The following is a 21,966-nucleotide window of genomic DNA, read 5'->3' as shown; positions in this document are numbered from 1 at the left end:
TACGACTGTAATGACTGACCTTGCGACCCATGCGCTCTGCTGCCCGGCCGCGTCATTTAAGGAAAAGTGACTGTGATCATTGGTATCGACCTGGGCACCACCAACAGCCTCGTGGCTGCCTGGGATGGCGAACGTGCCCGAATACTCCCCAATGCCGTGGGCAACCTTCTCACGCCGAGCGTCGTTGGCCTCGACGACCATGGCCAACTGGTGGTCGGGGATATCGCCCGCGAGCGGTTGCACACCCACCCGCACCTCACCGCGTCTTTGTTCAAGCGCTACATGGGCAGCGCCCGTGAAACCCTACTCGGCGGGCGCGCCTACCGCGCGGAAGAACTCTCGGCGATGCTGCTGCGCAGTCTCAAGGCCGACGCCGAGCGTGCCTTGGGCGAGCCTGTTCACGAAGCGGTGATCAGCGTGCCTGCGTATTTCAGCGATGCTCAGCGCAAGGCTACGCGTATCGCCGGCGAACTGGCGGGGCTGAAAGTCGAAAAACTGGTCAACGAACCCACCGCCGCAGCCCTGGCTTATGGGCTTCAACAGCGAAACGAGGCGACCTTCCTGGTGTTCGACCTCGGCGGTGGCACCTTTGACGTGTCCGTCATGGAGCTGTTCGAAGGCGTCATGGAAGTTCGCGCCAGCGCGGGGGACAACTTCCTTGGCGGTGAAGACTTCGATGACCTGCTCGTGGAGTTTTTCATCGCTAAAATCGGCGCCGCTGACCTGCCAGACACGGCCCTCCCTGCCACCGCACAGCGGTTGCGGCGAGAAGCGCAGCGGGTTCGCCACGCTATGGGGCAGGCGCAGACCGCACGCTTTACCCTTCGCGAGCAAGCGCGTGAGTGGAGCATTGAACTGACCCAGGCCGACCTTGCGGACATCTTCCGTCCCTTGCTGGACCGCTTGCGCGCCCCGATCGAACGCGCGCTCCGCGACGCCCGGATCAAGGTCGCGGAGTTGAACGAAATATTGCTGGTCGGTGGCACAACGCGCATGCCGCTGGTGCGCAAGCTGGTCGCGGCGCTGTTCGGGCGAATCCCGGCGATGCAGCTCAACCCGGACGAAGTGGTCGCGCAGGGTGCGGCCATTCAGGCGGCGCTACTGGCGCGCCATGCCTCCCTTGAAGAAGTGGTGCTCACCGATGTGTGCCCTTATACCTTGGGAATCGAGACGTCGGTGCAGGCAGGTGCCGGTTTCCAAAGCGGCCACTACTTGCCGATCATCGAGCGCAACACCGTGGTGCCGGTGAGCCGCTCCCGTACGGTATCGACCCTCAGTGACAACCAGAAGGTGGTCAACCTCGGTATCTATCAGGGCGAAAACCGCTTGGTGAGTCACAATATTTTCCTCGGTGAGCTGGAAATCTCCGTGCCGCCGCGCAAGGCCGGTGAAGTCACCCTGGATGTCCGCTTCACCTACGACAACAACGGTTTGCTCGAAGCCCAGGTGCACCTGCCGATCAACGGCGAAACCCGCCGGCTGGTCATCGAGAACAACCCGGGTGTACTGGCTCCAGAAGAAGTCGCCCAGCGTCTGGCTGCCCTCGAAGCGCTGAAAGTGCACCCCCGCGATCAGCAGATCAACACCCTGCTGCTGGCCCGACTGGACCGCTTGTATCAGGAAAGCCTCGGCGATGGCCGGCAGTTTATTGCCGGGTTGGCGAACCATTTCCAGCAAATGCTCGACACTCAGGACGAACGCCAGATACGCGAAGCCCGCAGCGACATTACTCAACGCCTTGCTCATTTCGAGCGAGAGGGTTAAGCGACCATGAACCACTGGCAATTGCTCAGCCTTACCCCGGATGCGGACGAACGCAGCATCAAGCGCGCCTATGCGCGGCTGCTCAAAACCCACCGCCCGGACGAAAACCCCGATGAGTTCCAGCGCCTGCGTGAAGCCTATGAAGCCTCGCTGGCCGAGGCTCGCTGGCGCGCGCAGGCGGATGAGGAAGTCGTTGAGGCCCCGATCGCCGTCAGCGCGCCAACCCCTGAATGCCCCCAGCCAGCGGAAGTCTCCCCGCTAGCCATCCCCCTGGAACGCCTCGATATCACACCGGCCATCAGCCCACCGGAACCGTCCATGGGGCAAATGCAGCAGTGGTTGGCCGAGGGTAAAGACCGTCAGCTCGTGGACGCGCTGCGCGTTTGGATGGCCAGCGACTGGCTAATACCTTTCGAGCGCCGCCAGCAATTCGAGCAGAGCGTACTGGATTGGCTCGAATCCGCCCCGCAATGGTCGCCAGCCTTCTTCGATGGCGTGTGCAAGGTCATGGGGTGGGACGAGGCCCAGGGCACCCTTCCTTGCGAGTATTGGCGTTGGGACAGACTGATCCGACGGTGCGAGGTGCAAGCCATGGAGGAGACCGTACGCGGCGATCTGGCCAGATTCGACGCCGATAAAATCCATGGGCAGGCGGCCGCCTTGCTGCTCAAACCCATGAGTGACCACCGCCGTCGTGGAATGGCCGACTACTTTACCGGCCTCGACTGGCAACGCTTTACGCAGCTCGCTCAAACCATCGAATACCAATACCCCGAGGTGCCCCAACGTCTTGGGCTGCAACCACTCGACAACTGGCGGGACTGGTTGCCGGCCTCAAGCTATCGAGGGGTCTATCTTTTCCTGTGGCTGACGCTGTCCGCTTTGGTTGTTTCTTCCTTGCTTGCTGTGCCGGCGAAAAGGAATGGGCTGGCCTCCGTGGTTATACTGCCGCTGATGATGCCGGTATTGATGTGGTTCGGCATGAAGGCCTACCAGTTTTGGGCGATGGTGGCCGTGGCGGCGGGGCGGCTGGATGTGCTGCTTAGCCGATGGTTGCTCCCGCGCCGTTGGTACCGGCAAGGCGCCGGGCTCCTGGTGCTTCGACACATACTGCCCAGTGCAGTGCCCGCAGCCTTGGCGTGCGCCTGGTCCGGTAATGTGCCGTGGCTGCGATGGGTCAGCCCGGTGGTGGTGTTCCTCGGCACGATTTATTTCACGAATTCAGCGCTGAGTGGCGGAAAGGTCTCGCTGGGCGCTCGGGCATTGCGAGCAATCAAGCTGAAGGTCGGGCGGTTGCCCTGGCACATGCTCAAGCGTGAAGGCATCCTGGTTCTGATGGCCGTGGCGGCGATGGCGGTCTGGATACATTTGCATCTGCAGGCTGTTGTTTAGGAGGGGGCGCCAATGGGTGCGTGGCGTCGATCACTTGTGATCCACTGATCGCGCTGCTTCCGTCCCTGGAGGTCTGAATGCCGTCTATCACCACGCGCCTGGCGGCGCTGTTGGTTCTTTGCCTGGCGCTTGAAGTGCCAGCCCAGAACAACGCCTGTCCGGCTGGCGAAAAACAAGTGTGCCTGGACGGCTGCATCTGCCTGCCAGACCTCGGGCAGGTGCTCGGCCCCGTGCCTGATGGCATCTATCAGATCGCGGCACCTGCCCTGGCGCTGTGGCTGACCCAGGCCCGCGCTGAGGCAGCCAACGCCGGCCTTCAACCCATGCCGCCGCACATCCGCGAGCAACTGCTGCGCTGGTACGCCCCTGGCATTCTCGATACCGCGCACTACAAAGTCAGCGACATCGGCCAGTTCAGCGCCGCCACTGCCATGCTGCAAAACCCCGATGTGGGTGCCGTGACGCTGATCGACATCATCCTTTTTCGGGACGCCCAGACCGCAGAACAGAACGTCGTGCTCTGGGCTCATGAACTCAAGCATGTGCAGCAGTTTCAGGAATGGGGAGTAGAAGGTTTTGCCCAGCGCTATACACAGGATTTCAATGCGGTGGAGGCGCCGGCTTATGCCATACAGGCTGAAGTCAGACGTTTTGTGCGCGAAGGGAATGATCACGAAAACCCGGCACATCCTCGATGACTTCCCCGGCAGACAAACGTACTCTTGCTGATCCGCTTCTCAAGACAAGAATAAAACCAGGAGTCATTGATGCAACCAATCCGTCTCGGTCTGGTGGGCTACGGCAAGATTGCCCAGGATCAACACGTTCCCGCTATCAACGCCAACCCGGCCTTCCAGTTGGTCGCTGTCGCAACGCAAGGGCAGCCCTGCGCCGGGGTAGAGAACTTTCAGTCTCTGGGTGAGCTGCTCGAAAACGGTCCGCCGGTGGATGCAATTGCGTTTTGCACACCGCCGCAAGGACGATTCGCGCTGGTGCGACAAGCGCTGGCCGCCGGCAAACACGTGCTGGTCGAAAAACCGCCGTGCGCCACCTTGGGCGAAGCGATGGCGTTGGTGAATCTGGTCGGTGAGCAAGGCGTCAGCGGTCTGTTTGCCTGGCATTCACGCTACGCGCCCGGCATCGAAGCCGCCCGTGACTGGCTGGCCACCCGCACCCTGCAAAGCGTACAGATCGACTGGAAGGAAGACGTGCGCAAGTGGCACCCCGGCCAGGCATGGATCTGGCAACCCGGCGGCCTGGGCGTCTTCGATCCCGGCATCAACGCCTTGTCGATTGCCACCCATTTGCTGGCGCTGCCGCTGTTTGTCGAGTCTGCCGAACTGCGCGTCCCGAGCAACTGCCAGTCGCCAATCGCCGCGTCCATCAAAATGTCCGACGCGCGCCACCTCGATGTCCGCGCGGAGTTCGATTTCGACCACGGTCATGACGAACTCTGGAGCATCGAGATTCGCTGCACCGAAGGCCTCCTGCGACTGGACAACGGCGGCGCACTGTTGAGTATCGACGGCGTGCGCCAGGCTGTATCGGAGGAGGGTGAGTACGCGGCGGTGTATCGACATTTTCAGCAGTTGATTGGCGACAAGGCCAGCGACCTGGATCTCCAGCCGCTGCGCTTGGTTGCAGACAGCTTTTTTGTCGGGAGCCGGATGTCGGTTGAGCCGTTTTATGATTAGTGGCGGCATGGGTGAGTGAGTGTTTTTGGGCGATTGTTGTCTGACACCAAGGACGGCCATCGACCCATAGTTGACGTTCAGCAACTGCAAAATTCAGCCAAGAGATGCCTCGGGAGAAAGAAGTCTGGCTTGGCTGTGCCGGACCTTGCAGCAAGCTCCGGGCTGTCGGTCCTCGGCTCTCTCCCACAAGGGATGCCGGGATTTACCATCCCTTGGATTACCAACGCCAATATCGTTCCCATGCTGATTGTCGGTTGCGCCGTGGCGCTGGTTTCGTTCGCCGACACCAACCTACTGTCTCGCGTCTACGCGGCGCGGACCAGAACCTACGTGGATGTGAGCTTGGCCGACATTCTGGCCGAAGTGGACGAAACCCAGCGCGCAGCGGGCATCACATTGTGCGTGACCGAGATGAAAGACCCCAGTCAAGGTGAGTTCAAGCGATTCGGGGTTTACACGTCACTGGGGAGGCACGGATTTTCCCACGCTAGACGATGCCGTTGGCAGGTATGTGCAGAGTCATCCGGTTGATCTGGCGGATTGGGAGAACGAGGGGGCAGTGAGTGGTGCCGCCGTTGCAACCGGATGACGCGGCTATCAAAAAAATGCGCAATCTCGGGCCCCTTGCCCCCCGGCTCAATAAGCATCGTGTAAATTTGAAACTGTAGCCATTGAGCATAGGACGCGAGGCACAGGCTCGATAGTCGGTAAAGCCGCCATTCGAATAATAAAAAGAACACTGATGCGCCCAGGAGATATGCCATGAGATCGCAACCGGTCCAGCAAAAATCTCAGCAAGCAGGATTACAGAGCGTTTCTGTCACCGACGCCAATGTGCTGGCGAACTCTTTGTCGGAGTGGCAGCAAGAGTACCTGCAGATAAGCCCGGGGCAATTCGCAGGTTCGGTCACTGAAATTTCCGTGGGTGTGGTGCAGATTTTCCGTGAGGTGATGAATCAAGCGGTGGATCAACATGGGCAAACCCTGCCTGGCAAGTTTGCCTTGGGCATTCCCATCGCGTTGCGCGGCCACGGTTACTGGTGCGGTAAAGAGCTCGATTGCATTGATTCCGTGTTCTTTCTCCGGCCGGATTCCGAACTCAAATTCAAGACCCCCGGCTATTCGGATATTTATGGTGCATCCGTCGATGTTGAAGCCTTCAGGAAATACTCGCTGGATGATGAGTTTGATGACAAGAGTGTCATCGCGCTGACCAAGGAAGTCAGTGCACTGGCGCCCGAAAAATGTGCAGCCTTCCGGCAAGGCTTTGATAACTTTTTCCGTGCCGTCGAGGACAATCCTTCAATTCTCGAATCGGCGTCAGCCAAAAAACAACTCACCTTCGACATCATGCAATTGCTCCTTGGCATGACAGCAGACTTGCCCGTATCGAAGAAATCCCACGCAGAGCAGTTCATTCATCGCCATGTTGTAGACAGTGCACGCAATTATATTCTTTCAAGAAAAAGTGAAGCGTTAACGGTGACCGATTTGTGTGAGGGGCTGCGCACCAGTCATCGTTCGCTGCATTATGCCTTCAACAAAGTATTGGGTATCAGCCCCGTGACTTATCTGCGCTACATACGTTTGAACGGCGTCAGGGCAGAACTTGTCTCCAGCGATAAGCCAACATTGATTAGTGAAGTGGCCGCCAATTGGGGCTTCTGGCATATGGGCATGTTCAGCGTCTATTACAAACATCTGTTTGGCGAACGGCCGTCCGAAACACTTAAGAACCATCGTTCGACGGTAATTACTTAATACCTGATTGTGAAACAGCATGCCCGGGGACACGACCCGGGCATGACGGGATTTTTTTGTTCAAAAAAACCGGAGGACATCATGAGTAAGTTGAACGGGAAAGTGGCCTTGATTACCGGGGCTTCAAAAGGAATGGGGAAATCTCATGCCAGCATCTACGCAAAATATGGGGCCAGCTTGATCCTGGTTGATCTTGATGAGTCGATCCATGAAGTGGCAGCAGAGATTCAAAATACCTACGGCGTGGAAGTACTTGCGCACGTCGGTGATGTGACCGATCCGCAGGCCATGCGCCTGATTGCCGAAAAAGGCATGCAGCGTTTTGGCCGCTTGAATGCGCTGGTCTGCAATGCCGGCGTTTGCCGACTGGCGAAGTTTCTGGATTCCAGCGATGCCGATCTCGACTTGCACATCAACGTTAACGTCAAAGGTGCATGGCATACCGCCCGGGCGGTTCTGCCGCACATGATCAACTCCGGCGGCGGTGCGGTGGTCGTCATGTCGTCCGTCACCGGTGACCTGACGGCCGATCCGGGTGAGGTGGCCTATGCCTTGTCCAAGTCCGCGCTGATTGGCTTCACCAAGGCGCTGGCGGTGGAAATGGCTCCCCATCACATTCGGGTCAATGCCATTTGCCCGGGCTTCATATGGACACCGATGGCGGAGCAGGTCGCCAGGCAAGTCAATCCGGACGATCCGAAGTCGGTTCTTGATGAACTGGCCACAGCCATTCCCATGAAACGCCTGGGCAGGCCCGATGAAGTCGGTGAGTTGTCGGCATTCCTCGCATCCGACGAGTCCAGTTACATCAACGGTGCGCAAATCGTGATCGATGGTGCCAGCACGCTGCCTGAGACAGTCAGCATCGGGATGTAACCCACGTGAGTTTTTCAGCAAGGACGCTACTGCATCGACCCATTGGCGTGATCCATAACAATAAAAGAGTGGAGCTTTTGTGATGACAGAGCTAACCGAATCCCTGCATGAAGAGGCGCCTATAGTCAGTGAAAAGCTGAAGGGCAACCTGGGTACTTATCAGATCGCATTGTTGGTGATTGCCGCCGCCGCACCTTTGGGCGCTGTTCTCACAGCCGCGCCCATCGGCTTTCAACTTGGCAACGGTCCGGGGCTGGCCGGAACATTTTTGGTGGCCGGATTCTTGATGGTTTGTTTCTCGGTCGGCTATGGCGAGTTAATTCGCGCGATCCCGGGTGCAGGCGCGTTTTACAAGTATCTATCGGTGGTGTTTGGCCTGCGAGTTGGCGCGGGCGCGGCATGGGTAGCATTGGCGTCCTACCTGGCAATTACCATTGCCCTGGCCATTGTGTCGGGCTACTACACCAATTTGACCTTGCAAACATTTGGCGTGGATATTGGCTGGACGTCATGGACATTGTTGCTCATGGCGCTGACGTCTTATCTAGGCCGGGCGAACATCGATTTTGCCGCGAAGATCCTGGTGCCATTGGTGCTTGCTGAGTTCTTCATGCTGTTTCTGCTCGGTATCTCCATTTTCATGGATAAAGGCCTCGCTGCGTTTCCAGTTGAAGCGGTATCGATTGATGCAATAACGTCGCCCGGCCTCGGGGTCGGAATGATGGTCGCGCTGGCAGCGTTCCTCGGTGTCGAGTCCGCAGCGCTGTATGCGATGGAAGCCAAGCGGCCGGAAAAATCCATTCCGGGTGCCACGCGTCTCGCAGTAGCCTTGGTGGCTGTCGCTTACTTTGTGATTATCTGGCTGATTGTAGGTGGCATCGGGGTAGAAGCGATCAAGGGCGAAGCGGCATCGGCGCAAGGCGAACTGATCATCAACCTGTTCTCGACACGCCTGGGAGGCACAACGGCCACCCTTGTTTCGATCATGCTGTGCACCAGCAATTTTGCCTGTTTGTTGTCGCTGCACAACGCGGCCACTCGCTACGTGCATGTGCTGGCCAAAGATAAACATTTGCCGCGTGTGCTATCGAACATTCATCCGCAAAAAAACTCCCCGGCCAATGCGAGTCTTCTAGTAACGGTGGTGGTTGCAGTCTGCATCGCCGTCCCATCGTCGCTGGGTTACGACGCGTTTGTCTTCCTTTTCCCGGTGACGCTGGCTTTGGGAACGATTGGGCTCATCGGGCTTCAGGCATTCATTTCGCTGGCAGTGGTTGCCCATTTCAAGAAAGTCAGCTCTCGCAAGTATCTCAAAGTCTTGGTCAGCCCACTGGTTGCACTGGCGGGGCTTAGCGTGGCGGTTTACTTGATCTATGAGAACTACGGGCTGCTGACCGGCAGTGAATCCGCTTGGGTGAACGGAACGCCATTACTTCTGGTGGTGCTGTTCTTTTACGGCGTGATTAAAGGCCGTTCAAAGAACAATTAATTCAACAGTCCGTCGGACGCTGTAAGCACCGCATTAGTGCAGGTTGCTCTTTGATAGTGCGAAGTGATGACTAAAGTCTGGATAACTGGAACGCGCAGGAGGGTTGCCGACCTGACCGCAGCGTTGCCGGATCATTTATCCGCTGTGCCTTGAGCGATTAAAAAGCCAGAAACATGCCAGCTCTTTTAGTTTGGCGAGTGCCCGCTATGTTTCTGCCAATTTGTGTTAATGCGCCTGCGGTAGTTGGTCGTAGTCTTTATAGGCCGACTTACCGCAGTGCTGCAGTTTCTTCATCGTCTGAATGCCTTTAAACCCAAAAGTACATTTGACTGGAAGAGTACGAAGCATGAACGTTAATCTTAAAATAACCACCGCGACCCACCCGCTTGACCCGCTTTCGCTAGAGGAGCTTGCTTTGGCGAGCAGCATCCTGAAACGGGAAAAAAACCTTCACGACAAATGCCGCTTCCCGTACCTGCATCTCGCCGAGCCGGATAAGCGTGAGGTATTGGCCCATGTGCCAGGCCAGGCATTTTCCAGGCGTGCATTTGCCTTGGTGCTGGACAAATTGACGGGCAACACCTTCGAAGCGCTGGTTGATTTGAACAGCCAAACCCTTGTCGATTGGCAAGCGGTCGACATTGAAACCCAGGGTCATGCACCGATCATGATTGAGGAGTTCGACCTGTGCGTGGAAGCTGTGCAAAACGACCCCGCGTGGCGTGCGGCTGTCAAGCGCCGGGGCCTCACCGATGCCGATATTGAAAACGTACAGATCGATCCCTGGTCATTCGGGCATTTCGGCGATGATGAACGTTATCAGGGCAAGCGGTTGATGCGCGGTGTCGCGTTCTACCGAGACAAGCTGACCGACAACGGCTACGCCCACCCGATCGAAGGACTGGTTGCTATCATCGACCTGAACAAAGGCGAGGTCATCGAGCTGTTGGACGACGGTCGTCTGACGCCGATTCCCAAAGCCACGATCAACTACGATTCCGCGTCCCTGGGCCAGCCGCGTGACGGACTCAAACCGTTGCACATCACGCAGCCTGAGGGCGTGAGCTTCACCGTCGATGACTGGAAAGTGAGTTGGCAGAACTGGGAGTTCCGCGTCGGCTTCACGCCGCGCGAAGGTCTGGTTCTGCACCAACTGGGCTACAAGGACGGTGACGTCGTGCGCCCGATCCTCTATCGCGCCAGTGTCACCGACATGGGCGTTCCCTATTCGGACAACGAGCTCAATCATTACTGGAAATGCGCGTTCGATGGCGGCGAATACGGGCTCGGTCGTCTGGCCAACCAACTGGAGCTGGGCTGTGATTGCCTGGGGGCGATTCGTTATTTCGATGTGCCTTCGGTCAATGATCAGGGCGAACCTTTTGTCATGAAGAACGCTATCTGCATGCACGAGGAAGATTACGGCACGCTGTGGAAACACTATGAGTTTCGTACCGGTGTGTTCGAAATGCGTCGCTCCCGGCGCCTGGTGATCAGCTTCTTCTGCACCGTGGCCAACTACGACTATGGGTTTTTCTGGTACCTCTATCAGGACGGTACGATTCAACTCGAAGCCAAGCTGACCGGGATCATCCAGACCGCCGCGTTGGCTCCCGGTCAACGCCCCGCCAGCGGGGGCGGAATGGTCACGCCCGAGTTCTATGGCCCGACCCACCAGCATTTTTTCAGTGCGCGTTTGCACATGATGGTGGATGGCGAGCACAACTCTGTGACCGAAACCAATTTCCAGTCGCGCCCGCAAGGCGAGGGAAATACCTGGGGCAACGTCTTCGACAGTGTGACCACCACGTTTACCCATGAGCTGGACGCCGCCCGTGAGGCCAACGGCCAGACCGGGCGCTTCTGGAAAATCATCAATCCGAACGTCAAGAACGCCGTCGGCAATCACCCCGGCTACAAGCTGATGGCCGAGCACAATCCGGTCATGCTCGCCCAACCCGACAGCTCGTTTGGTCGACGTGCAGGGTTTGCCAGCAAGCACCTGTGGGTGACGCCTTACGCGCCCGGCGAGCGTTACGGCTCCGGCGATTACCCCAACCAGCATCGGGGTGACGGCCTCCCGCTGTACACGCAGAACAACCGCGAGATCCAGAACCAGGATCTGGTGGTATGGCACACCTTTGGCCATACCCACATCTGCAAACCGGAGGATTTCCCGGTGATGCCGGTGGAATACGTCGGGTTCAAACTCAAGCCCAATAACTTCTTCAACGGCAACCCGGCCATGGACTTGCCGGCGAGCAGGGACCACGCCAGTGTCCAGGACGGTCAGCCGGCCAGTTGCTGCAAACACAACGCCTGATCAGGTCTCTATCGATGAATGCCCAAGCGCTCTGCGCTTGGGTCGAGGGTGGTTGTCATGTCTGGATTTTCGAGTTGGGCCTGGCTGGAGTTATTGCCGATAGCCGTGTTTGTTTGCTGGGTGAGCGGAGGGCCTAAGGGTTGGAAGCGTCAACCGTTGTTGCTGGGCGGTGCTGCGCTGGTGTTTTTGCTGGGCATGCAGCCGGCGCTGGACGCCGCTGCGCGCCACAGCGTCTGGCTGCACTGCCTGCAAAGCGCTTTGATTCATCACCTGGCGCCGATCCTTTTACTGTTTGCCGTCGCCCGGGAGCCGGCCAGTGAAGCGGGTTTCACAAAGGAAGGGAGGGCGGTGCGAATTTGGGTGGTGATCGTGTTTGGTGCAATGAGCGGCGTATGGATGCTGCCGCAATTGCATCAACGATTGATGGACGATGCCACGCTGTATGCGCTGATGAAATGGGCCATGGCCGTGAGTGGGTTGTGGTTGTGCCGGGTAATGGGGCGTTATTGCCAGCGCGCGGATGTTCCCTTGCGCAAGCAGTGGAGCTTCAGCCTGGGGGTGGCGCTACCGCAAGTGCTGGTCGGTTTGATGCTGCTGCTCAGTCCACCTCTGTATCCCATGCACGGTCACTCGATGATGCACATGCACGGTGTCGGGAACATGAGTGCTCAACTGGATCAGTTTTTGGGGGGCGCGCTGATGTGCCTGTCGGCGTTGCTTCTGCTGTGGGTCGATCGTGTTATGCATCGCAAACCTGTGCCGACTATCAACGCCGTTGGGCCGAGGGTGAATGGGCAAACAGGCGTTTGTACTCCTGGCTGAAATAGCTTTGATGGGTGAACCCCCAGCGGTACGCCACATCGGCGACGCTGGGGGCCGGGTGCTCGGTAAGGCTGCGCTGGGCGGCGTTCAAACGGACGGCGCGCAGATACGTCAGAGGCGAGCTGCCGGCGATTTTTTCGAAGCTGTAATGCAGCGTGCGGCGGGGGATCTTCAACTCCCTGCACAAGTCCAGGATCGACAGCGACTCCCCTGCAGGGCTTTGCAGCACGCGCTCATGGCAGTATTTGACAATGTGCTGGTGGCTGCCGCCCAGTCCCTGTAAGCGCACCGGGTTTTGCGGCTCCAGCAAGTCGAGCAGCGTATCGAGTACGCAGTTCTGAAGGGCTTGATCATTGAGGTCGTCAAGGGTTTGGAGCTGATCAAGCAGGCCGGTCATGGCAACCTGGGCACCTTGTAGACCCCCGGCGCACAGCTTCATCCCGTAACCCCTGGGTCGACGGTAGAACAGTTCAACGTCCTCAGCGACCAACAGTTGTTCAAGCACCTGGCAATTTAACGAAACCACAATGTAGTCAGTGTCCGGCGGTGTGACGAAGAAAAAATCGTCGTCGTAGGGCAGGAAGTTCAGCCCGTCGGCAAGAAGGCTTCGATTCGGCGCCACGTCGGGCTGACTCGGCAGGTTCACCGGCAGCAGCAGGTTTATGCACTGGGCAGGCGTGTGCGTGTGCTGGGCAACAGCGCTGCTCAGGGTTTCACGGAACAATCGGACGCCGTTCAGTTGCACGTCCTGCAGGGCACCGTGAAAAGCACCAGGCGTCAGCTTGTCGTAGTGTTGCGACCAGTGCGCCAGTGATGCGGCGTGTTCGATGATTTCGTCGAAGTGTTGAGTCTGCCTGTGCATCGTGCGGCACCGTTACGCCTGTCGCTTGTCCTTACAGCAGCAATCCGGACGCCAATGCCCGGAAACTTTCGACGGCTTTTTCAGAGGCGGTCTGGGGATCCTCAGCATGTGCAATCCACAAGGAAGCGCCGAGCAGGGCACCCATGATCAGGCGCGCCGTCGCTTCGGTGTCGACCACGCGGATCGTTCCTTCGTCAATCAGCTTTTGAATGCTGCGTTGGGTGCTTCGGATGCACGCGTTCTGGCTCGGCCATTGCGACGGGTCGCCCAGTACCGCTGGCCCGTCGAGGAAGAGAATGCGCTGGATTTCAGGTTCCAGGGACATCTTGATGTAGGCGATGGACTCATCGATGAAGCCGTCCCAGGTTGTGCTGGCCTCTTCGATAATGACCGACAACCGTTCCATCATTTCTCCATCTATCTGGGCGATGACGGCCTGTAGCAAGCCCTTTTTGTCGCCAAAGTGATGGTACAGCGCACCCCGGGTCAGACCCGCTTGAGCGGTGAAATCGTCCATCGAACTTTCCGCATATCCCTTCGCAGCAAATGCGTCTCGCGCCGCCTTTATCAGTTTGCCGCAAGTCTCCGCGATCATGTCCGCACGCTTCTGCGCCATCGGTCGTGTTCCCTATAAAGAATTTAACATTCGTTGCGTATGTAAGTTGACATACTTCGCGTATGTCGTATTGTGTATCACATACGAGGCGTATGCAATGAGTCTGAGCTGTGTGCTCTCAGCCTCGGGAGCCCCGCCATTTCGCACAGGATACCGAGCAATGCGTGAACAGCGCGATTCCGATATTTCACTGCACCCCGCAGGTCAGGGGAAAACCCTGGGATTTATCCTCAACCCGGTCGCCGGAATGGGCGGACGCGTGGGGCTAAAGGGCACCGATGGGGTCGAGGTTTTGCAGGAAGCAAGGCGCCGCGGTGCGCAACCCGTTTCAAGCGATCGGGCCTTGATCGCGCTCAAGCGTCTGGCGGCTTCGACGACGTCATTCCGGCTGATCACCGGCTCGGGTGAGCTGGGCGAAGATGTCGCGCGCGCCGCCGGTCTCGACCCGATTGTCGTCTATACGTCGTCGCCGGGAGCGAGCCGGCCCGATGACACCCGAAATGCCGCGCTCGTCATGGCGCATGCCTCGGTCGATCTGCTTTTGTTCGCCGGCGGAGATGGCACCGCGCGCGATGTGCTGGAAAAGGTCAGTGATCGCGTACCGATCCTCGGTATTCCTACGGGTGTGAAGATGTATTCCGCCGTGTTCGGCACTAATCCGCAGAACGCTGGACATCTTGCGGCACGCTTCGTTGCCGGCGACTCGTCGGTGCGCTTTCGCGAAGCCGAGGTCATGGACATCGACGAGGCTGCCATGCGCAACGATCAGGTGTCGGCGCGGCTGTATGGCTACGCCCGCAGCCCGCACCAACGTCACCTGACGCAAAACGCCAAGGCCGGTTCCTTGGCCAACGAAAACATGGCGCTCGACGCCGTGTCCCGACAGGTTGTCAGGGACATGAAACCCGGCTGCCTATACCTGCTGGGACCAGGCACCACCACGCGACGCATTATGACTGAGCTCGGCCTGCCGTCGACGCTGTTGGGCGTAGACGCGGTCATGGACGGTGCGCTGGTGGGTGCCGACCTCAATGAACACGCGTTGATCCGTCTGATGGAAGGGTACGAGACACGCATCATCGTTGGCGTTCTGGGCGGTCACGGCAGCTTGTTCGGCCGTGGCAACCAGCAGATCAGCGCCGAGGTCATCCGCCGGGCAGGGCGCGAACACATCATCGTGATCACCTCGATGGACAAGCTCCTTTCCCTCGATACCGGCTGCTTGCGCGTCGACACGGGTGACGCCGAAGTCGATGCCATGCTCAGCGGCCACATACGCGTGCACACAGGGCCTGACCGGTCCGTCTTCTTCAGGGTTCGATCCTGATCAATTGTTTCATCCGATAAAAACGAGGATAACCCCATGAGTAATCATGTCGCCCACCCCTACATGGCGAACTCTGTTCCTGCACTCAAACAGGAGATGCTCGACTCGATCGGTGTAGACAGCATTGAGGAGTTGTTCCAGCAAATCCCCAATGAACACCGCCTGCAACGTCCGATTGATTTGCCGCCGGCGCTCAACGAGAGCGAGCTGCGTCGGCATCTGCTCAGCACGTTGTCGAAAAACAAGACCTGCGAGCAAAACCTTAACTTCCTGGGTGCCGGCTGTTGGCAGCATCACGTTCCGGCAGCGTGCGACGAAGTCGTGCGCCGTAATGAATGGCTGACCTCGGTGTTTGGTGAGCCGAGCTCCGACCACGGTCGCAATCAAGCCTGGTTCGAGTTCTGCAGCCAGCTCGGCGAGCTGCTGAACATGGATCTGGTCGGCCTGCCGGTGCGCAGCTGGGGTTGCGCTGCGGGTCACGCCATTCGCATGGCAACCCGAATTACCGGGCGCAGCGAAGTGGCGGTGGTCCGTGCCATCGATCCTGAGCGGCTTTCCATCATCCGCAATTACTGCGAACCCGTGGAAATGCCGGGCCACATCGTCGTGCGACTCGTCGACTTTGACCCGAAAACCGGCTTGCTCGATATTGATCACCTCCGTGCCTCGATCGGCGCGCAAACGGCTGCCGTCTATTTCGAAACACCGTCTTATTTCGGTGTGATCGAACAGCAAGGGGCCGAAATTTCCGCCATTGCCCATGCAGCGGGTGCCGAAGTCATCGTTGGGGTCGATCCGATCTCCCTCGGCGTGCTGGCCGCACCGATTGATTTCGGCGCCGACATCGTGGTGGGTACCACTCAGCCGCTCGGCGTGCATATGAACTGTGGTGGCGGGGTCAGCGGCTTCATTGCAACCCGCGACGAAGAACTGTACGCCCACCAATACCCGACGCTGTTCATCAGCATCGCCGAAACCACCAAGCCCGGCGAATATGGTTTTGGCCTGAGCTTGTTCGAACAATCGTCCTACGGCTTGCGTGACAAGGGCAATGACTGGACCGGTCATTCGGTCTACATGTGGGCCATCGCCAATGCCGTCTACATGGCGATGATGGGACCAAAGGGCTTCGAGGATGTAGGCAATCTCATCCTGCAGCGTGCTCACTACGCGGCGAAGTTGCTGAGTGAAGTTCCCGGTCTGGCAGTGACATTCCCTTCCGGTTTCTTCAAGGAGTTCGTGGTGAATTTCGACGCCACCGGGCTGAGCGTGAAGGACATCAACAAGCAGTTGCTCGCGCTCGGAATCTTCGGCGGCAAAGATCTGACTCACGACTTTCCGGCGCTTGGGGCCAGCGCCCTGTACTGCGTCACCGAGATTCACACACAAGCCGATATTCAGCGCCTGACTGCTGCACTTAAAGAGGTAATCGCACAATGAGCACTCCACTCAAGGAATACCATGCTCCCGTCTGGAGCGAACCCGTCATTCTGGAGATGGGCTATCCCGGCCGTCGCGGTGTGATCTTTTCCGACGTTGAGGCTGACGTGCAAGCGGCTGTCGGCAGTGCCGTCGATTTGATTCCCGCGAACATGAGGCGCTCCAGCAAACCGACGTTGCCGGAACTGTCCGAGCCCGAGGTGTTGTATCACTACTTGCGCCTGTCGCAGCAGACCCTGGGCATGATGAACATCAGCCTGTTCGGCACCTGCACCATGAAGTACAACGCGCAGATCAACGAGGCGATGGCATGGCGCCCTGAAATTACTCACGTGCATCCACATCAGGACGAGGACACCCTGCAAGGCGCGCTCGAAGTCGTGCATGGCATGGACACGATCCTGCGCGAGTTGTCCGGGATGGACCAGTTCATCTTCCAGGCAGGCGGCGGTGCTGACGCGGCGTACACCAGTTGCGCGGTGACCCGTGCCTACCATGCTTCCCGTGGCGAACTGGAGCAGCGTGACGAGATCATCACCACCATCCAGACGCACCCCAGCAGCGCCGCGACGGCAGCTGCCGCCGGGTTCAAGGTCATCACCCTGATGATCGAAGAGAACGGTTACCCGTCGCTCGAATCCCTGAAGGCCGCCGTGTCCAACCGCACGGCAGCGCTGATGGTGAACAACCCCGACGACATGGGCGTGTACAACCCGGAAATTCGTGAGTGGGTGCGCGTGGTGCATGAAGCGGGCGGTCTGTGCTTCTACGACCATGCAAACTTCAACGGCGCGATGACTAAGATTCGTGCGCGAGAGCTCGGTTTCGACGCGTGCATGTTCATGCTCCACAAGACGTTCGGCGCACCGAAAAGTGGAGTGGGAGGCCCGGCGGTGGGCGCCTATGGTTGTTCGGCAGAACTTGCACCGTTCCTGCCGGCACCGGTGGTGGCCTTTGACGGTGAACGATACAGCCTGGATTACGACCGTCCGCAGAGTGCCGGCAAGATCCGCGAGTTCTGGGGCAACGTTCCGGTCATCCTCAAGGCCTACGCTTGGTCCCGCGCCATGGGCGCAAAAGGGATGGCTGAGGCGTCGGACATTTCGGTACTGGCCAACAACTACATGGAAAAAGGCTTGCTGGCGATTCGTGGCGTGACTCGTTCACACCCTGAGGCTAAAAGCCACCGGATGGAGATGACGCGCTACAGCCTTGAGCAACTCAAGGAGGAAACCGGAGTCGACGTCCATGACGTGCAAAACCGCATGAGCGATTTCGGTATTGATCCGATGTGGAGCAGTCACCACCCGTGGCTGGTACCGGAGCCGTTCACCCCCGAGGCAGGCGAGATGTACGGTAAAGAGGCGCTGGACACCTGGATTGCGGTGCTTGCGCACATATCCGACGAGGCTTACTCGAATCCGGCGATCGTCAAGACCTCGCCGCACAACCAGGCGATTCACCGGTTGAAGAGCGCACCGCTGGAAGACCCGGCTCATTGGGCCATGACCTGGCGTGCGCACCTGCGCAAAACCAAGCAACAGACTGCTTGAACCTGGCGTTTGCACGCAGCGGCCCCGTTGATCAGGCGGGGCCGTTTTGAAACCTGATCAGAGCTAACAATCAGCCATCGGAGGTTTCCAGCACAGTAAAACAGGCTGGTGATTTCCCCACAGGATAACCTCATGTCGATTTTCGAAACGGGCCTGGCGCCCTCGGCAGTCAACCATATCGCCCTTTCTCCGCTGAGCTTCATCGAGCGTACAGCCTCTGTCTACGGTGAGTATCCCGCCGTGATCCACGGCGCCATCCGCCGCAACTGGCAAGAGACCTATGAACGTTGCCGGCGCCTGGCTGGCGCACTAAGCCAGAGGGGTATCGGCAAGGGCGATACCGTGGCAGTGATGCTCCCCAACATCCCGGCCATGCTCGAAGCCCACTTTGGCGTGCCGATGATCGGCGCTGTACTCAATACCCTGAACGTGCGGCTGGATGCGCAAGCTATTGCCTTCATGCTTGAGCACGGCGAAGCCAAGGTGTTGATCACCGATCGGGAGTTCCACGCTGTTATTCGTGAAGCCTTGAGCTTGCTCTCTCATCCGCCACTGGTTGTCGATGTGGACGACCCGGAGTACGGCGAAGGCAGCGCGGTTAGCACGCTGGACTATGAAGCCTTCCTCGCTGAAGGTGATCCACAGTTCGCCTGGCAATGGCCTGAGGATGAATGGCAAGCCATCTCGCTCAACTACACATCCGGCACCACGGGGAATCCCAAGGGGGTCATTTACCACCACCGCGGGGCCTATCTCAATTCACTGGGAAATCAGATGACTTGGGCCATGGGGCACCACCCGGTGTATTTGTGGACCTTGCCGATGTTTCATTGCAACGGCTGGTGCTATCCATGGACGGTGACTGCGTTGGCTGGGACTCATGTATTCCTGCGTCGGGTCGATCCGCAGAAAATCCTCACTTTGATTCATCAACATCGGGTCAGCCATTTGTGTGGTGCGCCGATTGTCCTCAATGCGTTGGTCAATCTGCCAGACTCGTCCAAGGCTGCCTTCGATCATCCGGTCGACGCCATGCTGGCGGGCGCCGCACCGCCGGCCAAAGTCATCGGTGCGGTCGAGGAGATGGGCATCAAGGTCACACACGTTTATGGGCTGACTGAAGTTTACGGCCCGGTGACCGTTTGCGCCTGGCATGACCAGTGGGACGAGCAACCGCTGAATGAGCGCGCAAGGATCAAGTCGCGCCAGGGCGTGCGCTATCCGACCCTGGAAGGGCTGATGGTTGCCGATCCGAAAACCCTTGAACCGGTCCCCTTGGACGGCACAAGTGTCGGCGAAATCTTCATGCGCGGGAACACGATCATGAAGGGCTATTTGAAGAACACCGAAGCGACAAGTGAAGCGTTCGAAGGCGGCTGGTTCCATACCGGCGACCTGGCGGTGCGTCACCCTGACGGTTATGTCGAAATCAAGGATCGCCTAAAGGACATCATTATCTCGGGCGGCGAGAACATTTCCACCATCGAGGTCGAAGACGTTCTCTATCGTCACCCGGCAGTACTGGAGGCCGCAGTGGTCGCCCGTCCGGACGAAAAGTGGGGCGAAACTCCTTGCGCCTTCATCAAGCTCAAAGTCGATTATCAGAACACCCGGGAAGCCGATATCATCCTGTTCTGTCGTGAACATCTGGCGGGCTTCAAATTGCCGAAAACCGTGGTGTTCATCGAGTTGCCGAAAACATCGACAGGCAAGATCCAGAAGTACTTGTTGCGCGATTGGGCCAAGGCACTCTGAAAAGAGTGCCCAAGTTTAGAGCGCGTTAGCTGGAGTAGCCGGTAAAGGCTATCAGCCTCTCTCCAGTTTAAATGGAGAAGGCTGATGGTTGGCTGAAGGCTTCAGCGTTTGCAGATCCTGTTCGCAGGTTTTATTGGCGTGGGGGACGCCAAGCTCGCCGACCTCTTCCTGCATCAACGTATCGCAGGCAAAAAAATCAGCGGGTCGGCAATACTTCTCAAGCGAAGCATTGTCGAGATGAAAGGCATAGGTTCTGAAAAAAGGCATCTGGGCCTCCGGTGCAATACCGATGGTGGGCAGGGGACGGGAAATCGAGGTGGGGTAAACAGGCTGGGTTGGGGGATTACGAACCTTGGCCGTAGGCGGCAATCCACTCGTTTGTTGACCACCGTTGTCGTCCATCTGTAAAGGAATGCTAGGAGTTAACGGCCTCGGATCTGGTCGAACTTGCGGCAGTATCTGATTACAGCCGAGCTACTTTTTGCGGTTCGCTGCCACCCCAGTACAACCAGGTCCAGCCGTCGCCCTTGCGCTGGAATACCCCGGTCGTAACGTACTGGACGACCGTTGGCTCAGCGTTTTCAAACGTGTGGCCGTCGATTCGGATCTGCGCCCAGGCAATGTCACCGCGTATCCAGGACACCACCAGTCGTGGTTCCCATCGGATGTTCAGGGTGGTCACCCACGTCATGCCATTTTGTACCGCTTCGGTCCCCATGAAGAACTCGTCCAGGCCTGAGCCGGCGATCGCGACGTCCGGATCGGTGAAGTACTTGGCGACGTCCGAGCTAGGCGTGGAAAAACCCTGCAGGACTTTCGTGATAAAGGCATTGAGTGACTCCCGGGTCGCGGTGTCGGAAATCATGGAGGGCGACTGGTACCCAACGAGACTGTCGATCATGAATACTCCCTGTTGGCTTACGTGGTGTTGGAACTTTTCTGCGGGTGATAAAGGTATGGCGTCCGTGCGGCGGAATTTTTCATACGATGCGTATGTTAGTAATGCTATTTAACATACGCTACGCATGTCAAGCGGCATGCATACCGAATGCTTTTTCGTAAAACCTGGAGCGATGGAAGGCTGGGTTGTCGTAGAAATCGATTGAGCAGCAGGGGATTTTTTGTGGTGAAGGGGCACATCTGTCGATTGACATACGGGTTGTATGTTGTATGTTGTATTTTGCTCTGCATACATTGCGTATGTAGCAAGCTTCTGCCCAACCAGGCTTGGCCAGGATGATGCATGCGGCACTTCTTCACTTGGATCAATTGTCAAACATGCATGACTTCAAAGATCACCGCGGATACTCGGCCATGTACCGCGAGGGGCACCTGACTCTTGGGCTTTACTTCGCGATTGAATCCTACGCAGGGGCTATCCCGGAGATGGATTTAGCGCGACAGATCAGTACCGCGCAAATGGCGGAACGCTACGGATTTTCGGCCGTGTATTTCAGGGATGTTCCTCTGAATGTTCCTTCGTTCGGTGATGTGGGCCACATTTATGACCCATGGGTATTCATGGGATATGTGGCGGCGCAGACGACCCGTATCGCGCTAGCGACGGGCAGCATCGTTTCGACCTTGCGTCATCCCTTGCATCTCGCCAAGGCAGCAGCTTCGGTAGACAGACTGTCGGGACAGCGCCTCGTGCTTGGTCTTGCGACAGGGGACCGGCCAACCGAGTTCTCGGCCTTCAACGCCTCTCTCGAAAAACGCCATGAATTGTTTCAGGAAGCATTGGCGGTGATGCGCCGTGTATGGAGCGAAGAGTCGCCAAGGATCTCCACGTCTAGGGTAGAACTGTCCGTCGCAGACCTGCTACCCAAGCCTCTACTGGGCACCATCCCTGTTATGGTTACGGGACACTCGCGTCAATCGCTGGAGTGGATCGCCAATCATGCCGACGGTTGGCTCTACTATCCGCAGGACGTGGTGCAACAGGCAGTGACGATTAAAAAATGGCGGTCGTTGACTCAAGGTTTCAAGCCATTCTCGCAGTCACTTTATGTTGATCTCTCGCCAGATCCGGAAGAAGCAGCCACGCCTATTCATCTCGGATTCAGGTCAGGCCATCGTTTCCTGATCCATTACCTGCAAACGTTGAGAGAGATAGGGGTCAACCATGTCGGCTTGAATCTCAAATACGGTCGCCGCCCTGCGCACGAAGTCGTTCAGGAGCTGGGGGAGTACGTGGTTCCTTATTTTGCTGGCAACTATCCAGAAGCAATGGGATGGACTCCTCCTCACCTCGGCATCTTGAGTGCCAGACTGAAGGTGCGAACCACAGTT

18 protein-coding genes and 1 pseudogene are annotated in these 21,966 nt (G+C 58.0%); 15 read left to right on the top strand and 4 right to left on the bottom strand.

The features are described from left to right. Positions 1 to 72: 72 nt before the first annotated feature. The 10 genes and pseudogenes from ACM6IQ_RS23970 (at position 73) to ACM6IQ_RS23925 (ending at position 12,121) form a co-directional block, all read left to right on the top strand. Entirely contained in the window at positions 73 to 1,764 is a 1,692-nt protein-coding gene (locus ACM6IQ_RS23970) for an Hsp70 family protein (protein WP_414880018.1), read from the top strand. A 6-nt stretch (positions 1,765 to 1,770) separates the two neighbouring features. Then, positions 1,771 to 3,156: a J domain-containing protein gene (locus ACM6IQ_RS23965; RefSeq protein WP_414880017.1), complete on the top strand. Its 1,386-nt coding sequence runs from the start codon at positions 1,771 to 1,773 to the stop codon at positions 3,154 to 3,156. Positions 3,157 to 3,233: 77 nt separating this feature from the next. Next, entirely contained in the window at positions 3,234 to 3,854 is a 621-nt protein-coding gene (locus tag ACM6IQ_RS23960; protein ID WP_414880016.1) for a DUF4157 domain-containing protein, read from the top strand. Between the two features lie 69 nt (positions 3,855 to 3,923). Continuing rightward, positions 3,924 to 4,850, top strand: coding sequence for a Gfo/Idh/MocA family protein (locus tag ACM6IQ_RS23955; protein ID WP_414880015.1), 927 nt, complete (start codon positions 3,924 to 3,926; stop codon positions 4,848 to 4,850). 129 nt (positions 4,851 to 4,979) lie between these two features. Beyond that, a pseudogene (locus ACM6IQ_RS23950) lies at positions 4,980 to 5,186 on the top strand (SulP family inorganic anion transporter); the annotation flags it as partial. Positions 5,187 to 5,612: 426 nt separating this feature from the next. After that, on the top strand, positions 5,613 to 6,611 hold the full coding sequence (locus ACM6IQ_RS23945; RefSeq protein ID WP_017338335.1) for a helix-turn-helix domain-containing protein: 999 nt from the start codon (positions 5,613 to 5,615) through the stop codon (positions 6,609 to 6,611). Positions 6,612 to 6,653: 42 nt separating this feature from the next. After that, entirely contained in the window at positions 6,654 to 7,487 is an 834-nt protein-coding gene (ucpA, locus tag ACM6IQ_RS23940) for an SDR family oxidoreductase UcpA (protein ID WP_238588298.1), read from the top strand. 82 nt (positions 7,488 to 7,569) lie between these two features. Continuing rightward, positions 7,570 to 8,976, top strand: coding sequence for an APC family permease (locus tag ACM6IQ_RS23935; RefSeq protein ID WP_414880014.1), 1,407 nt, complete (start codon positions 7,570 to 7,572; stop codon positions 8,974 to 8,976). A gap of 346 nt (positions 8,977 to 9,322) precedes the next feature. Next, positions 9,323 to 11,299 carry a primary-amine oxidase gene (locus ACM6IQ_RS23930; RefSeq protein ID WP_414880013.1) on the top strand — a complete coding sequence of 659 codons (1,977 nt, stop codon included), beginning with the start codon at positions 9,323 to 9,325 and terminating at the stop codon, positions 11,297 to 11,299. 57 nt (positions 11,300 to 11,356) lie between these two features. Next, positions 11,357 to 12,121, top strand: coding sequence for a cytochrome c oxidase assembly protein (locus tag ACM6IQ_RS23925; protein ID WP_414880012.1), 765 nt, complete (start codon positions 11,357 to 11,359; stop codon positions 12,119 to 12,121). Here ACM6IQ_RS23925 and ACM6IQ_RS23920 read toward each other — a convergent pair. Together ACM6IQ_RS23920 and ACM6IQ_RS23915 are read right to left on the bottom strand one after the other, a co-directional pair. Beyond that, positions 12,066 to 12,983, bottom strand: coding sequence for a helix-turn-helix domain-containing protein (locus ACM6IQ_RS23920; protein ID WP_414880011.1), 918 nt, complete (start codon positions 12,981 to 12,983; stop codon positions 12,066 to 12,068). The genes ACM6IQ_RS23925 and ACM6IQ_RS23920 overlap by 56 nt on opposite strands. 31 nt (positions 12,984 to 13,014) lie before the next feature. Then, on the bottom strand, positions 13,015 to 13,599 hold the full coding sequence (locus tag ACM6IQ_RS23915) for a TetR/AcrR family transcriptional regulator (RefSeq protein ID WP_414880010.1): 585 nt from the start codon (positions 13,597 to 13,599) through the stop codon (positions 13,015 to 13,017). A gap of 160 nt (positions 13,600 to 13,759) precedes the next feature. On the opposite strand from ACM6IQ_RS23915, the gene ACM6IQ_RS23910 reads away from it, so the two are divergent. The 4 genes from ACM6IQ_RS23910 to ACM6IQ_RS23895 all read left to right on the top strand — a co-directional run bounded on the left by ACM6IQ_RS23910 (position 13,760) and on the right by ACM6IQ_RS23895 (position 19,674). After that, complete coding sequence (locus tag ACM6IQ_RS23910) at positions 13,760 to 14,926, top strand: ATP-NAD kinase family protein (protein ID WP_414880009.1); 1,167 nt, start codon at positions 13,760 to 13,762, stop codon at positions 14,924 to 14,926. A gap of 36 nt (positions 14,927 to 14,962) precedes the next feature. Continuing rightward, complete coding sequence (gene gcvPA / locus ACM6IQ_RS23905) at positions 14,963 to 16,366, top strand: aminomethyl-transferring glycine dehydrogenase subunit GcvPA (protein WP_414880008.1); 1,404 nt, start codon at positions 14,963 to 14,965, stop codon at positions 16,364 to 16,366. After that, complete coding sequence (gene gcvPB, locus ACM6IQ_RS23900; RefSeq protein ID WP_414880007.1) at positions 16,363 to 17,919, top strand: aminomethyl-transferring glycine dehydrogenase subunit GcvPB; 1,557 nt, start codon at positions 16,363 to 16,365, stop codon at positions 17,917 to 17,919. The genes gcvPA and gcvPB overlap by 4 nt, the downstream gene beginning before the upstream one ends. A gap of 132 nt (positions 17,920 to 18,051) precedes the next feature. Further along, entirely contained in the window at positions 18,052 to 19,674 is a 1,623-nt protein-coding gene (locus tag ACM6IQ_RS23895) for an acyl-CoA synthetase (protein ID WP_017338345.1), read from the top strand. A gap of 51 nt (positions 19,675 to 19,725) precedes the next feature. Here ACM6IQ_RS23895 and ACM6IQ_RS23890 read toward each other — a convergent pair whose 3' ends face one another. Next, positions 19,726 to 20,076, bottom strand: a complete 351-nt coding sequence (locus tag ACM6IQ_RS23890; RefSeq protein ID WP_144425272.1) for a hypothetical protein — start codon at positions 20,074 to 20,076, stop codon at positions 19,726 to 19,728. Between the two features lie 61 nt (positions 20,077 to 20,137). Continuing rightward, positions 20,138 to 20,575 (bottom strand): nuclear transport factor 2 family protein, encoded by a 438-nt coding sequence (locus tag ACM6IQ_RS23885; protein ID WP_414880006.1) that lies wholly within the window; start codon positions 20,573 to 20,575, stop codon positions 20,138 to 20,140. Between the two features lie 377 nt (positions 20,576 to 20,952). Here ACM6IQ_RS23885 and ACM6IQ_RS23880 point away from each other — a divergent pair. Next, the coding region (locus ACM6IQ_RS23880) for an LLM class oxidoreductase (RefSeq protein WP_414880005.1) at positions 20,953 to 21,966 on the top strand (1,014 nt) is incomplete at its 3' end.

The sequence above is a fragment of the Pseudomonas sp. IT-P100 genome, assembly GCF_949767185.1.
GTDB lineage: Bacteria > Pseudomonadota > Gammaproteobacteria > Pseudomonadales > Pseudomonadaceae > Aquipseudomonas > Aquipseudomonas fluorescens_B.
This window is presented reverse-complemented; position numbering and strand designations above follow the sequence as displayed.